Source organism: Spirulina subsalsa PCC 9445, assembly GCF_000314005.1.
In the GTDB taxonomy this organism is placed as follows: Bacteria; Cyanobacteriota; Cyanobacteriia; order Cyanobacteriales; family Spirulinaceae; genus Spirulina_A; species Spirulina_A subsalsa.
In genome coordinates this window covers 3,581,969-3,595,794 of sequence record NZ_JH980292.1, presented here as the reverse complement: position 1 = coordinate 3,595,794, position 13,826 = coordinate 3,581,969, and the positions used below count along the sequence as shown (strand labels likewise).

The following is a 13,826-nucleotide window of genomic DNA, read 5'->3' as shown; positions in this document are numbered from 1 at the left end:
GGGGGATCAATCTTTAGGCTTGGTTAAGATCCTCTCACGGTTAGACCAGAAACCGGGTTGCCCTCATCCTCTGGTTTCCCACCTAAACCCTGCCAAAAACCCGGTTTCCAACCTCCACCTTGAAACCGGGTTTCTTGCACCCATTCTGTTCCCGCCATAACCTCCCTGAAACCCGGTTTCTTTGCCCCCTCACTCATCCAGAAACCGGGTTGCGTTAATTGGCTGGTTTTCCCCCTACTCCCTAACAAAAACCCGGTTTCAAACATCAAGCTAAAAACCGGGTTTCTTGCACCCATTCTGTTCCCGCCATAACTTCCCTGAAACCCGCTTTCTTTACCCCCTCACCAACCCAGAAACCGGGTTGCGCTCATCCTCTGGTTTCCCACCCAAACCCTAACAAAAACCCGGTTTCTCAAGAAAACGGGTAAAAGTTACTATGAATAGGGCGCAACAGTTCCCCAATAGCATCCCCTAATTACCATTCTTCAGTTTCCGCCAATCTTCACCCAACTGAATTGTAATATCGGAACTCAGTTCACCTGTACTTTCTACCCGTACCTCCCCGATGCCCAACTGTCTGCGCACATCAAACGCGCTGCTATCATCACCCCGTTGGGCAACAATGCGGGAGGTTTCCAAGGGTTCCCGCCAACGACGACCCACCTGTACATTCCGGTACCCTTGGTTATACAGCATCGTCACCACCGTATCCACCGCTTCCCGATCTCCTGTACTGTCTTGAATAGCAATCCGGAGAGAATTAGTATTGCGAGAACGATATTCCGCAAACCCCTGATTAAAATGTTGTGCCATCAGGTTCTCAATTTGTCGGTGGTGAGGCAACCAATAACTCACCCCATTCTGTCCCGTCCCGTTAAACTCACCCGGTAACATCAACATTTGAATATTACCCCGATCCACCTGAGCCGCAAACCCGGCCAAAGCGGCTAATTCTTCCACACTTAAATTCGTGTCAATATTCTCACGAATCACCTGTAAAATTCTCGGGATACGCATGAGAGTAGAAGGACGCAAAACCTGTTCCACCAACGCCCTCATAAATGTCTGTTGCCGTTGAACTCGTCCTATATCCCCATACTGGTCATAACGGAAGCGCAGGAATTGTAAGGCCTTTTCCCCATCGAGATGCTGTTCCCCTTCCTGCAAATTGATATAGAGGTGTTGACTGTGGTCTGTGTACCTCATGGCTGTGGGGACGTAGAGATTCACCCCACCCAAGGCATCAATCAGTTTTTCGACTCCTTGGACATTCACCCGTACATAACGGTCAATGGGAACATCGGCGAGTAAATGACTCACTGCTTTAGCGGTGAGTGCTGGCCCTCCGTGAGCATTGGCTGCATTAATTTTCATCGTCCCGTATCCGGGGATGGTGGTTTGAGTATCCCGGGGGATGGAAAGGACGGTCAGTTTTTGCAGTTGGGGGTCAAACCGCAAGAGTAACATGGTGTCGGAACGCCCTTCAAAGGAATCTACCGTGAAGAGATATCCGGGGTCTTCTTCGGGAGGGAGTCTTAAGTTTAGGTCGGACGAAAGGACTTTGACCCCCAACACCAGAATATTCACTGGACGGGTGAGGGAGGGAAATCTCAGGTTGGAGAGGGCAATCGTATCATCTTGAAACACACTATCATCGTCATGGTGACTCAGAAATACTTGCCGGAGGGGGGTAGCAGAGAGAGAAACGGCTAAAATCGCTCCGGCCATTGCCGATAACATTCCCACTCCAGTTAACCCCAACCAAATCCACAGCCAACGGTTTCCTCCCCGACGGTCTTTCGGGCGAGGAATAGAGGGTTTAGGACGGGAATGGTGGCGGTTATTAGACATTCTTTGGGTTGACACAGGCTTCCTCTCACACCGAACAATAAAAAACCGGAAGGGTATCTGTAATTTAGGGCTTTACCACGCTTTTAGCAATTCTTCCTAGAATTCAAACTGACTTCCGGTTGATCAGGAGAAATACTTGTTGGAGAGTTGGTTTACTCCGGGAACATTAACTTTTTGTCGTTTCCAGAGTCGAACCATTAACCCCAGACAGAGGACAAAATAACCGGAGGTGACTAAAGCATCTAAAAACAATAAGCGCAAGTGTAAAATTTCGGATGTTTGACCTGCACTAAAGGTTAATAAACTATAGGCACAGAGCCATAATAAAGCAAGGGTGAGCGCTAAACGACTGACTCGTTTTTGTTGGGAGGTGCTGTGAGGACGGGATAATGTCCAGAGGGAGGGAATCACGCCTAAGACGGGGACGAGACAAAACAGGAGTTGTAGCCGTTGTAAGGGTTGCTCAAATAGGGGATCCGAGGGTAAGGGGTTGCTGGGTAAGGGGTTAACCGTTAAGGAATCTAAATCTACAGGGTCTGAATCTAAAGGATTTGATGATGACATGAGAGGTTTAACAAAAATGTTGCGGAATTCCCCTTCCTCGCTTGCAGGGAGGGGATGGATAGCAACCCAGCAATATACTGAGGGACAGCGAATCCATGATAAAATCAATATATCTTGACCACTAACTCCCAAAGCGAAAACCAAGCTAAAAAGGGCTGTGTTGCAAGAGAAAATTTGGGTCTTAGGAACTAGGACTTCTGCCTGGGGAGGGAAGATAAGACTCGCTATATTTCGGTATAGAAAGCACTTCCCATTGAATCAGGAAGCTCCATCCTCGCGCCTCGGCAGGGTGGGGTAGTTCACCAGAGGGGAATCTCACGGGTTGGGCGGGGAAGGATAACCTTTTTCATTCTAACAAAAAAAGGGCAAAAATAAAACATAATTGCTCAAAATTGTCAATGTCTAATTTGCAGTTTTTTAGCCCCCAGGTGACGGGGGATGGCTCGTTTACGTTTTTTTCCCCGGAGTTTGAGGAAACTTTTCATTCTCAGGGGGGAGCGAAACAGGAGGCGGAGTTAAAGTTTATTGAACCTTGTCTCCTGCGCTCTAAAGCCCAACAACAAGACCGGATTTGCATTTTAGATGTGTGTTATGGCTTGGGCTATAATAGCGCGGCGGCGTTGGCTGGGATTGGGGAGGTGAACCCCCACTGTCGGGTGGAGTTGGTGGCTCTGGAGTTGAATCCGACGGTGGCTCAGGCGGCGCTGGCTTATGGTTTGCTGGATTTATGGGGGGCCCAGGTGGTGGAGGGGCTGGCGCAGTTGGTGGGGGCGGGGTCTTGGGAGGGGGGGAATGTGGGGGCGAGAATGTTCTGGGGGGATGCTCGGCAGTCGATTAAACGGGTGTTAGGGGAGGGGTTTCAGGCGGATGCTATTTTTCTGGATCCCTTTTCCCCGCCGAAATGTCCCCAACTGTGGACGGTGGAGTTTTTGGGGGAGGTGGCGCAAGTGTTGGCTCCGACGGGACGACTGGCGACTTATTCCTGCGCGGCGGCGGTGAGGGGGGCGTTAAGGGAGGCTGGGCTGCGGATTGGGGCGAGTCCTCGGGTGGGGAGAAGATCCCCGGGGACGGTGGCGAGTTGGGCGGGGGATTTGCCGCCGTTGTCGTTGCAGGAAGAGGAACATTTGCGGACTCGGGCGGCGGTGCCTTATCGCGATCGCACTGGACAAGATTCCCCCACCATCATCCGTCAGCGTCGCCAAGGGGAACAGGCCTCTAGTCCTTTGGAACCGAGCAGTCACTGGAAAAAACGCTGGGCTTAATCCCCCTTTTTGAGAAATTCTAGGTAACTGTTGCTTAACTCCTTGACGGCTAACTCATAGAATTGTTTACCGTGGGCTGGGGTGGCTAGGGCGGGATTGGAGCCCATGCGGCCGTCGGGATAGTGACGACGAAAATCTACCGCCCCATAGATGGGATAGCCCGAGGCGACTTTCTCGCTTAAGGGGGCTTTTTTGATGGCTTCTGGGTAGATATATTGGGTCAGGGCGACTTCGCTCGGAGTGGCGTGGGAGCCTTCTTGGAGTCCGTAGAGTTCCTTGGCTAAGTTATAGACACTGCTACACATAAACCAATTGGCGACCTTACATTGCACTTGTTCCGCGCCCGGAATCCGGAGTAAGGCGAGATGATGATAGGTTTCCGCAAAAGCCGCTTTCAGGGTGGCAATATTCCCCCCATGCCCATTAATGAAAAAAAAGCGTTGAAATCCGGCTTGGGTCAAACTGGTGAGATAGTCTTGAATCACCGTGATTAGGGTGCTAGGTCGTAAACTCATGGACCCGGGAAAGGCCATGTGATGCAGTGCCATTCCTACGTTAATCGTCGGTCCGACCAGGGCTTGAGTGGTTTCTCCCACTCCTTTGGCGATCGCCTCCGCACAAATCGCATCAGTTCCGATTAAACCCATCGGCCCGTGTTGTTCCGTTGACCCAATGGGCAGAATAATCCCTCGGGAGCTTTGTAGGTAGGTTTCGACTTCCGGCCAGGTACTGAGATGTAGCAGCATAGTCAATCATTTAAAAGCGTAATGGCATATAAAAGTTAACATAACTTTTGTGTAGAAGGCTTAAGGTTAGATTTTGAGTTTGATAAAATAAGACGTATTTTTAAACTCAGCCCCTTAACTAAGGGGTTAAAACTATGGCAACTAACCTGAATGCTAACAAACAAAAAAAGCTATTAAAAATACTCATCGGAGCGGCATGGATTGATGGCACTGTGCAAGCTGAGGAGCGGGAATATTTACATAAAATGGCACAACAGGAGGGGTTAGCCAACGACCCAGAAATTAAACCCTTGTTGTCTGAACTTAGACAAGTTAAACCCCAAGAATGTTATGACTGGCTCAATGCTTATTTAGGGGAAAATCATACCCAAGAAGACTATCAAGAACTACTAGAAGCCCTCAGCGCCATTATTTACAGCGATGGTCAAGTAGACACCGCAGAAGCTAAACTGCTCACCCAACTACAAGAACTTGATCCCGCCAACGACCCCCCGCAAACCGTATTTAATAAGTTTTTAAAATCGGTCCAACTGTTGTATCGTAAAGCCTTAGAGGAGAAGACCTAAGCCCCAGAAGTAAGGCGCGTTTACCCTCGGGTGAAGAGTGCGCCTTACCTTTTTTCGGTACACTAGGGTTGTATCTCTCTTCTGTCAGATCAGGTTCAAACCCTGATTCTCTCGTTGGCTGTGATGGCGAAGATTCGTTAAAATCTTCCAGAGTGACAGAAGAGGGGTAGATGCCACTAAACAACTCAGGAGAGATAGCATTGAAGAATCAATCAGCACCAAGTTTGCAACCATTAATTGGAGGGATCATTGCTGCATTGATCGTCCTCATTGGCTTTAATTCCTTTGTCATTATTAACCCCGGACAAGCGGGAGTTTTAAGTATTTTAGGGAAAGCCCAAAATGGAGCCTTATTAGAGGGGTTACATTTCAAACCGCCTCTCATCTCCAACGTTGATATCTATGATGTCACCGTGCAGAAATTTGAAGTTCCTGCCCAAAGTTCGACCCGAGATTTACAGGAATTATCGGCTAGTTTTGCCATTAACTTCCGCTTAGACCCGGTGCGGATTGTGGATATTCGGCGGAAACAGGGGACATTAGAAAATGTCGTCTCCAAAATTGTCGCCCCCCAGACTCAGGAGGCCTTTAAAATTGCCGCCGCCCTGCGCACGGTAGAAGAAGCGATTACTAAGCGGGCGGAGTTAAAGGAAGACTTTGATAATGCCCTGAATGCCCGGTTAGAGAAGTATGGGATCATTGTGTTAGATACCAGTGTGGTGGATTTAACCTTTTCGCCTGAGTTTGCCCGGGCAGTGGAAGAAAAGCAAATTGCTGAACAACGGGCGCAACGGGCGATTTATATTGCCCGAGAAGCGGAACAACAAGCCCAAGCTGATGTTAACCGCGCTAAAGGGAAAGCGGAAGCCCAGCGCCTGTTAGCGGAAACCTTGAAAGCGCAAGGGGGAACTCTAGTGCTTCAGAAGGAGGCCATCGAAGCGTGGCGAGAAGGGGGCGCACCCATGCCCAAAGTTCTGGTTATTGGCGGAAAGGAAGGTGCTGGAGCGGTGCCATTCCTGTTTAACTTAGGTAATGTGGGGGATTTAGTGAAACAGTAGGTCATCCTAATTAGGGTTTGCAGAATAACTGGACGAGGGAACGGGGAATAGGGGAGAGGCAATCTCCCGATTCTCGATTCCCTAAACTCACGAGCAGAGTTATTCAGCAAGCCCTAGGTGTGTTTTGCGTTTAACAATGGAGGGGTGTTGTTGGGTAGGCCAAGGGACATAACAGGCAAAAATACAGCATCTTGAAGGGTTTTTGTTCAGAATTTATTCCGCTTTAATACTTACGTCATAATACGGAGGTAAGATAGAGGCCGGGCGGGTATCTCCAGATTTTATACAGATTCTCCCTAGATCAGAGTGTTAAGATTTTACTATGATCTCTTGAATCAGGGTAACGTTATGCGTATTTCCCACTATCTTTGGTGCAATTCTTGCCAAAGTATTTTCACGGCTTCTCATACTCCTGTTGATCTTAAGAAGCAAAAATCTTCCATTCAATATGTGACTGGTTCTCCAGAAGATTATGATTGGCAAAATCCTACAGAAACCTGTCCTTTGTGTCAGGGGAGTGATGTGGAATGGTGCGAAGAAACAATTCATTCTCTCGGGAGAATTGCCATTGCTCCTCGTACCTCTATCTGGGAAAAGTTCGGAATTCCTTGGCTAAAACGCAAGTTAGCACAAAGTCGGGTGATGTTATACCAAATTAAACAGACTTGAGGGCAAATCGAAGCAACATAGGCAAGAGGGAATAATTAGGGTCTGCTGAATATTCCTCTAAGCAGTGTTACTAGGACTTTCAGCCATTTATACCAAATTAAATAGACTTGAGGGCAAAAACCTGAATTTCCCCTGTTCCCTTGACTTCTAACAGCGAGAAACTGCAAGGTTTTAGGGATAAATCATCAAAAAGGCTTGCTTTTTTCGCCCCCCCCTGTTCCCCGTTCCCCGTTCCCTGTTCCCTAGCCCCACGAGCAGAGTTATTCAGCAAGCCCTAATTATTAATTCCCCGACTCCCGAGCCTTCCCTGTTTACCTGTCAGTCGTTGATATTCTCCCGATAATCAAGGCTTTAACTTGTCAAGATTGCCTTTTGCCTATTTATGCTCAAAAATATCTTGAAACTGGAGAATGTCGAGATCGGTTAGAACGGGTAAACAGTCAAAACAACGATAGACCAATTCTAGGCGACCTTCTCGTTCCAACATTTGCAGGAGTTTCTGACGCAAGGAGATGAGATAACGCACGTCATTGGCGGCATAGCTGAGTTGCTGGGAGGATAGATTATCGGGGTTTCCCCAGTCGGAACTCTGGGAACTTTTGTCAAGTTCTATCTTTTCTAGGTCTTGTACCAGTGCTTTGAGGCCGTGACTGGAGGTGTAGGTGCGGGCGAGTTTGCTGGCGATTTTGGTACAGAAAATGGGCTGGGTGAGGATGCCGAAGGTGTATTTTAACTGGGCAATGTCAAAGCGGGCATAGTGGAAGATTTTGGTGATTTTGGGGTCTTCCATCAGGGTTTTGAGGTGGGGGGCTTCGATTTGCCCTTGTTCGATACGGATGGCGGTCACGAGGCCTTGGGGGTCACAAATTTGGACGAGACAAAGGCGATCGCGCCCCAAGACTAACCCCATAGTTTCCGTATCTACGGCAAGGGTTTCGGCGTTTTGGTAACGGTGTAGGGTATCGAGATCAAGATCGCGATCGCATACTTGAAAATTAGTCACGGTCATGGAGTTGTTCGTTATGGTAAATCGTGTTAACATCCGCCCCGCCCTAAACGGACGGGGATTCCATCTATTTCAACAGGTCAAAAATTGATAATTGATAATAGGTAGGGCTTGCTGAATAACTCTACTCGTGGGGCTAGGGAACGGGGGGGGAGGGGGAGCAGGGGAGAATTGATAATTATTCCCTATCACCTATTCCCGACTCCCGATTCCCGATTCCCTCTCTTCAGGGAACAGAGAACAGGGAACAGGGGAGGAGAGTTCCCGGACTCCCGACTCCCGACTCCCGACTCCCCAACTCTCGGACTTATTCAGCAAGCCCTAGGGAATGAATCCCCCTAGAGCATGACCACCTCGCCAATCACTTCAAGGCGCTTGTAGTCATCAAACTTCATAAACTGATCGGCCAAAGTTTCCGCCACCGAGGGACGAATCCAACCTAACTGTAATAACAGATGAATGGCGGCCGCGTATTTAGCCCGTTTTGACCCATCTCGGGCTTTAATCGCTAAACCTAGGCCTTCTCCCACTCGCCCCACACATTGCACCCCTTCGGCTCCGGATTTGCTCACTAATTCCCCTTCTGTGAGGCGCATTAACTCGGTATCAAAAGCCCCTTCTCCGGCCACCATACTGGGGTGGTAGGTCATGGCGCGCACAATGCGTTCTAGGTCTACATTATCCCCAGAAGCTAGGACAGCGTAGAGGGTGGCCATTTGTCCTAACTGCATCGAGTAGGTCGGGGCTCCGCAGTCATCCCGGGCGCGCACAAATTCTTCTCCCGGCATCCCCAAGAGTTCCCCCACTTTATCAATAATCAACTTCTGCACGGGGTTAGAACGATGGAGATAGTTCTCAATGGGAAAATTACGCTGTCTACAAACCGCCAACATTCCCGCGTGTTTCCCGGAACAGTTGTGTTGCAGGGCGCTGTCCTTGCCGGGGGGAACGGGACACTGAAGGGCATCGGCTTCTACGTCACAGTGCCAGAGGATGTTAAAGACTTGGCGTGCTTGTTCGACGGTGCCACGATGAGAACTACAAATAATGGCTAAATCCCGGTCATTGAGGCCAAACTGTTCAATCACCCCAGTAGAGGTGACGGCGAGGGCTTGAAAGGGTTTGAGGGCAGAACGAATAAAGGCGGTGGTTTCGGATGTACCCGCCATGGACAAAACACGACCGCGATTATCACAGACGACGGCGGCTACTTTGTGAATAGACTCAATAATCCCTTCGCGCAAGAGGTGGATTTCAAGTTCTGGGGTATGGGTTCGGATTCCCCTAGTCATGGGTCTTTTTTCTATGGGATGAGGTTAAATGATCAGCCAGATTAAACTACCACCCACCACTAATCCCGCGAGGATTAGGAGGGTTTTGTGCAGTCGGTTCAGAATGGGTTTTATTTGGTACGATACCACGAGGCGATCGCGCATTTGCACTTCTGGGGGCTTATCCCAGACCTGTCCATCGTACCATCCGGATTCTTCATAGGATACGCTGTCCTGATTCAGGCGGTCTTTGACATACCACCAGCCTAACCAGAGACGCATTAAAACTAAGAAAACAAAAAATAATGCCCCGCCGCCCCCCGCTAGGGCAAATTTTGCCGGGAGTTTGTTGGGGGGGAAGCTAGCGGCAGCAATGGGACCCGAGATCACCCAACCCCACACCCACACCCAGACCAATTTCCGGCTATACTGCCCAAGGGGTTGGGTTGTCCAAGTGAACAACCAAGAACCTTTGAGTTGTTCATATTCATTTAACGGTTGTTGGTCTTCCGGGACAGGGCAGAAGGAACTCGGGGACTCTGGCATAGGGGGCAGGTGATAGAGAACAGAACAGTAGGGTTAGAACAATTCCGGGGGGAGATCCACTCGGACGGCGTGACCCCAAAATGCTTCTAAATTATAAAACTCTCGTTCAGTGGGGAGCATAATATGGGCAATCACTTCACCATAATCCAGAACAATCCAGTTGTTTTCCCCTTTCCCTTCTACCTGTGTGGGATGACGTTGCCAAGTGGTTTCGACTTTTTCCTCAATGGAATCGGCGATCGCCCGCACTTGTGTTCGTGAGAAGCCACTCGCCAGAATAAAATAATCCGCCAAGAAGGAAACTTCTGTCACTTTAAGGGCGAGAATATCCGCCGCTTTACGATCGTCGGCGGCCTGGACAATGGTGGCGACTAAGCGCTGGGTGGAGTCCTCAAGGGAGAGAACTTCGGCTGTCATCACGTTGCTAGGAGGGGTTAGGGGTCGATTGGTAGGGATCATTCAGTTCATTCAGAAATGAGTTTGAATAGGTTTCTCATCGATCATAACGAAGTCGAGGCGGTCTGAGTGGAGAATCCTATGTTTTTTCATGAAGAGACGGGCGCAAGGATTCCGGGGGGTGTACTCCGTGGGATTTGAGCGACTGCTGCATAGCCCAGTTACGGGTCAAAATCGTGCGGGGGTGAATAATACAGCGTTTATTTAACAGATATTGCAGCCCATAGTCGCTGGTTTTCCAGACTGTGCCATAGAGATCCTCTTTCATGGTGTGGCGCAGTTTGACTAATTCCTCACTGTTGCCGCGACTCGGTTCCAAGGCATCGGCAATGAATAAAACACAGGAAAGAGGACTCATCTCCGGTTGCCCAAGGGTATGATGGCGGATGGCGCTGAGGACTTCGGGATCCGTTTCGCCGAATTCATCCCGGGCGATCATGGCGCTCACCTCAGCATGAAGGAGGTGGGGGGTGGTGTGGCAGATGTCGTCAATCTCAACGCCTGCTTGTTGGGCGATCGCTAATAAACGACTTGGGGGAAAATATTTGGCGAGATCGTGCATCAAACCCGCTTTCTGGGCTTGTACAACATTTAGCTGATAGTGGGCGGCTAGGTCTTGGGCGAGTTGTTCTACCCCTAAAATATGGCGTAGGCGGGCCGGGGGAACCTGATCGGCTAACCAGGCTAAAATGCGATCGCGCTCCATTGTCTACTTAAAACTCATGACGGCTCAGACTTCCATCCTACTCTTTACCGACCTTGATGGCACCCTTTTAGGCTCAGAAGACTATCGCTATGATGCGGCTTTACCCCTGTTAGCCCGTCTACAAGCCCAACAGATTCCCGTTATCCCCGTAACCAGTAAAACCCGGGCGGAAGTGGCTGGCCTCCGGGAGACTGTGGGCTTAACCGATCCCTTTGTGGTGGAAAATGGTAGTGGGATCTGGATTCCCCAAGGAGATCCCCGGTTTCCGGTGGCGGGAGAAACTTGGGGCGATTATACCCTGTTGCGCTTGGGGGGAGATTATGCCACCATCCGCCAAGGATTGCGCCAATTAGAACAAGTCTTGAAGCTTCCCTTACAGGGTTTTGGGGATTTAACCGTGGCGGAGATCCAACAGTTAACCGGATTAGCCCCCCAAGATGCCACACAGGCCAAACAACGGGACTTTACAGAACCGTTTGTTACCCCGAAAACCCTCAGCCCCCAAACCCTTGAAGAGGCGGCAGAGGCGTTAGGTTGGCAGGTGGTCGTCGGCGATCGCTTTTCCCATTTAATCAGTCCTCAAGCGGGCAAAGGTAAAGCGGTTCAAGCCCTTGTAGAAATCTATCAAACTCCTGGTCAGGTTTTCACCATTGGGTTAGGCAATAGTCCAAATGATCTACCAATGTTAGAAGCCGTAGACCTCCCGATCATTCTCCCCGGCACTCGGGGCATTCATTCCGGTTTAGCTGGGCGGGGGTGGCGAGTCGCTCCCTGTCGGGCTCCGGAAGGGTGGGCGAGAGTGCTGGAGGAGGTTCTATTCGAGAGAAATTCCCCGTAAAACCTTCTCATAACGTCGTCCTGCCTGTTCCCAAGTGTAATGCTCCTCAATTAATTGACGGGCATTTTGGGAAATTTCTGCTCTTAAAGTAGCATCTTGCAAAAGACGAGCCACCGCGCTGATATATTCGGGAATGGTATTCGCTCGTAAAGCCGCAAGGGGAACTCCCGTTCCATCAACCCTTAATCCTTCTAAACCGCGATCGCTCCCAACTACAGGAATTCCGGCGGCCATTGCTTCGAGGGTTTTGTTTTTAATCCCAAATCCTGTCCGCATGGGGACAAGGCAAAGGGTGGCTTGATGCAAATAATCCACCATAGACGGCACCTTTCCCGTCACATTAACCCCCGGAATTTGGCTCAATTCCTGCACCAATGGCACGGGACGAGCGCCCACTAAATCTAGGGTAATTTCGGGATACTTTTGTCGCAATTTTGGGAAGACTTCCCGACTAAAAAAGCATACAGCATCAATGTTAGGGGTGTTGTCCATTGCTCCAATGAATACTAATTTCTCTCCCCCCGGATCTTGGGGACGAGGGGGAAATAGAGTTAAATCTACTCCGTTGGGAATAACGCTAATTTCAGAGGAGGGACTCAGTTGTTGGAGAGAGGTTTGATCTTCGGGGGTGGTGGCGACAAGATGGGAAAATTTGGCGCAGTATCTTTGTTCGTATTTTTTTAAAAGGGGGAGGTTGAGGCGATCGCGCAGAGGATTATCGGCCGTCTGAGTCTCTAATTGTTGCTGGCAAGTCGCATAAACAGAACTGTGGATATTCACCACCGTCCTAACCTGATTTTTCCATTGGGGTTGAACAAAAATCTCGTTAACACTATGTTCACAGGTAATAACATCAAATTCCCCCTCTTGCACCCGTTCCGTGATCCAGTTTTGCATCTGGGGGGAAAAAACCGCTAAAACACTGGGGGGAGTCCCTTCACGGAAAAACTGCGTAAAGCGTTGAATTTTACCCCAGAGGCCTCCTGTCGCCGCATCGGGAGTAAGACGGGGGAACACCTGCAATTGAGCGACCTTTTGGCGCAACTCGGCGATTTCTGAGGGGGTGACATCGGGGGTGTTTTGGGTGACAAGGGTGATTTGATGGCGATCGCGCAAATAGTTGAGTAAATTAAACGTGCGGACTTGAGTTCCTCCCCTTGTGGGAGGATAGGGAAAGGTCGCCGATAGCATGAGGATTTTCATGATTGAACTAGATTGTCCTTGGAATTCCTTGCGTCTCCTAGTCTATGCTATCTCCTAGCCCCTCTCCTTCGACTGACAAATTATGCCCAAAGTTACCGTTTGCGTTCCCACCTACAACCGTCAACATTTCCTTAGTGTTGCCATTGCCAGTGTTCTCGCTCAAACCTATGCCGACTGGGAGTTAGTGGTCTGTGATGATGGTTCAACCGATGGCACTCCTGAAATGATGACCCAGTACCAAGATCCCAGAATTCGCTACATTCGCCATGAAACCAACATCGGCAAAAGCAATAATATGAGATCCGGTTATGAAGCGGCAACCGGGGAATATTTTATCAAATTTGACGATGATGATCGACTCACTCCCGACTTTTTAACCCAAACCAGCTCCATTTTAGACCAGTATCCCGACGTGGATTTTGTAGGAACCGATCACTGGTTAATTGATGAACAAAATCAACGGAATCCTGAAGCTACCCAGACCAATTCCCAACGCTGGGGACGACATCAATTAACCCCCGGCCTTGTAGACAATCTCCTAGAAGTGGTCTTTGTTCAACAGAGTTTTCAAGTGGGGGCGACCTTATTCCGCTATTCCGCGTTAAAAGCCGTTGATTTTATGCGACCGAACCTGCAAAACTGCGAAGATAACGACCTATTTGTACGGTTAGCCTTAGCGGGAAAAGTCGCCTACTACTTACCCGAATTACTCATGGAATACCGTTTCCACGGCGAACAACAAGGCCTACAACGGGATATTCGCTACCTGACCGATAAAGTGGCTTATTTGGAGTATTTCCAGTTTGACACAGACTCTCTGGAAAAAAATCGGCGATCGCGCCTTGCAGAAAGCCAACTTATGTTAGGATTGCGCCTGATTGAAGCCGGAGACAGCACCCAAGGTCGAAACCTGATTCAACAGTCCAACCAATACACCGGAGGCTCTCGTAAAGCGACCCTTGCGCTTCTCTTATCTTACCTGCCCCTATCCCTCAATCATACCCTCTTAAACCGATGGCGGAAAGTCCGTCCGGCTGACTATGCCGAACAAGTCCGACAAGGACAAAATCAATAACTCAAAAAA

At 49.5% G+C, this 13,826-nt stretch carries 17 protein-coding genes; 6 read left to right on the top strand and 11 right to left on the bottom strand.

Translation table 11 applies throughout. The features are described 5' to 3' along the window. Positions 1 to 23 precede the first annotated feature (23 nt). The 3 genes from SPI9445_RS0116370 to SPI9445_RS25890 all read right to left on the bottom strand — a co-directional run bounded on the left by SPI9445_RS0116370 (position 24) and on the right by SPI9445_RS25890 (position 2,415). On the bottom strand, positions 24 to 296 hold the full coding sequence (locus SPI9445_RS0116370; protein ID WP_164674541.1) for a hypothetical protein: 273 nt from the start codon (positions 294 to 296) through the stop codon (positions 24 to 26). 175 nt (positions 297 to 471) lie between these two features. Then, complete coding sequence (locus SPI9445_RS0116365; protein ID WP_017305856.1) at positions 472 to 1,851, bottom strand: LCP family protein; 1,380 nt, start codon at positions 1,849 to 1,851, stop codon at positions 472 to 474. Positions 1,852 to 1,974: 123 nt separating this feature from the next. Continuing rightward, entirely contained in the window at positions 1,975 to 2,415 is a 441-nt protein-coding gene (locus SPI9445_RS25890) for a hypothetical protein (RefSeq protein ID WP_017305855.1), read from the bottom strand. 398 nt (positions 2,416 to 2,813) lie between these two features. On the opposite strand from SPI9445_RS25890, the gene SPI9445_RS0116355 reads away from it, so the two are divergent. Then, positions 2,814 to 3,677, top strand: a complete 864-nt coding sequence (locus SPI9445_RS0116355; protein ID WP_017305854.1) for a tRNA (5-methylaminomethyl-2-thiouridine)(34)-methyltransferase MnmD — start codon at positions 2,814 to 2,816, stop codon at positions 3,675 to 3,677. Here the strand turns inward: SPI9445_RS0116355 and SPI9445_RS0116350 are convergent. Continuing rightward, complete coding sequence (locus tag SPI9445_RS0116350) at positions 3,674 to 4,423, bottom strand: creatininase family protein (RefSeq protein WP_017305853.1); 750 nt, start codon at positions 4,421 to 4,423, stop codon at positions 3,674 to 3,676. The genes SPI9445_RS0116355 and SPI9445_RS0116350 overlap by 4 nt on opposite strands. Positions 4,424 to 4,557: 134 nt before the next feature. Between SPI9445_RS0116350 and SPI9445_RS0116345 the strand changes: the two genes are divergently transcribed. From SPI9445_RS0116345 to SPI9445_RS0116335, 3 genes are all read left to right on the top strand, one after another. Continuing rightward, positions 4,558 to 4,989, top strand: coding sequence for a tellurite resistance TerB family protein (locus SPI9445_RS0116345; RefSeq protein WP_017305852.1), 432 nt, complete (start codon positions 4,558 to 4,560; stop codon positions 4,987 to 4,989). 200 nt (positions 4,990 to 5,189) lie between these two features. Continuing rightward, the gene (locus SPI9445_RS0116340; protein ID WP_026079858.1) at positions 5,190 to 6,047 is read left to right on the top strand and encodes a prohibitin family protein; all 858 of its coding nucleotides are present in this window, start codon (positions 5,190 to 5,192) and stop codon (positions 6,045 to 6,047) included. A 348-nt stretch (positions 6,048 to 6,395) separates the two neighbouring features. After that, positions 6,396 to 6,716 (top strand): hypothetical protein, encoded by a 321-nt coding sequence (locus SPI9445_RS0116335; RefSeq protein ID WP_017305850.1) that lies wholly within the window; start codon positions 6,396 to 6,398, stop codon positions 6,714 to 6,716. A 376-nt stretch (positions 6,717 to 7,092) separates the two neighbouring features. On the opposite strand, the gene SPI9445_RS0116325 is transcribed toward SPI9445_RS0116335, so the two are convergent. The 6 genes from SPI9445_RS0116325 to yqeK form a co-directional block, all read right to left on the bottom strand. After that, positions 7,093 to 7,725, bottom strand: coding sequence for a ribonuclease H-like domain-containing protein (locus SPI9445_RS0116325; protein ID WP_017305848.1), 633 nt, complete (start codon positions 7,723 to 7,725; stop codon positions 7,093 to 7,095). A 189-nt stretch (positions 7,726 to 7,914) separates the two neighbouring features. Next, positions 7,915 to 8,040 carry a hypothetical protein gene (locus SPI9445_RS31685; RefSeq protein ID WP_272943238.1) on the bottom strand — a complete coding sequence of 42 codons (126 nt, stop codon included), beginning with the start codon at positions 8,038 to 8,040 and terminating at the stop codon, positions 7,915 to 7,917. Positions 8,041 to 8,060: 20 nt separating this feature from the next. After that, positions 8,061 to 9,014: an asparaginase gene (locus SPI9445_RS0116320; RefSeq protein WP_017305847.1), complete on the bottom strand. Its 954-nt coding sequence runs from the start codon at positions 9,012 to 9,014 to the stop codon at positions 8,061 to 8,063. Between the two features lie 24 nt (positions 9,015 to 9,038). Then, entirely contained in the window at positions 9,039 to 9,539 is a 501-nt protein-coding gene (locus SPI9445_RS0116315; RefSeq protein ID WP_017305846.1) for a CGLD27 family protein, read from the bottom strand. A 33-nt stretch (positions 9,540 to 9,572) separates the two neighbouring features. Further along, complete coding sequence (rsfS, locus tag SPI9445_RS0116310) at positions 9,573 to 9,956, bottom strand: ribosome silencing factor (protein ID WP_237747974.1); 384 nt, start codon at positions 9,954 to 9,956, stop codon at positions 9,573 to 9,575. A 118-nt stretch (positions 9,957 to 10,074) separates the two neighbouring features. After that, a complete protein-coding gene (yqeK, locus tag SPI9445_RS0116305) occupies positions 10,075 to 10,701 on the bottom strand; it encodes a bis(5'-nucleosyl)-tetraphosphatase (symmetrical) YqeK (RefSeq protein WP_017305844.1) in 627 nt (208 codons plus the stop codon). Positions 10,702 to 10,717: 16 nt separating this feature from the next. On the opposite strand from yqeK, the gene SPI9445_RS0116300 reads away from it, so the two are divergent. Then, positions 10,718 to 11,539 (top strand): HAD-IIB family hydrolase, encoded by an 822-nt coding sequence (locus tag SPI9445_RS0116300; RefSeq protein ID WP_026079857.1) that lies wholly within the window; start codon positions 10,718 to 10,720, stop codon positions 11,537 to 11,539. Here SPI9445_RS0116300 and SPI9445_RS0116295 read toward each other — a convergent pair. Continuing rightward, positions 11,516 to 12,742 (bottom strand): glycosyltransferase family 4 protein, encoded by a 1,227-nt coding sequence (locus tag SPI9445_RS0116295; protein ID WP_017305842.1) that lies wholly within the window; start codon positions 12,740 to 12,742, stop codon positions 11,516 to 11,518. The genes SPI9445_RS0116300 and SPI9445_RS0116295 overlap by 24 nt on opposite strands. 82 nt (positions 12,743 to 12,824) lie before the next feature. On the opposite strand from SPI9445_RS0116295, the gene SPI9445_RS0116290 reads away from it, so the two are divergent. Next, on the top strand, positions 12,825 to 13,817 hold the full coding sequence (locus SPI9445_RS0116290; RefSeq protein ID WP_017305841.1) for a glycosyltransferase family 2 protein: 993 nt from the start codon (positions 12,825 to 12,827) through the stop codon (positions 13,815 to 13,817). Positions 13,818 to 13,826 lie beyond the last annotated feature (9 nt).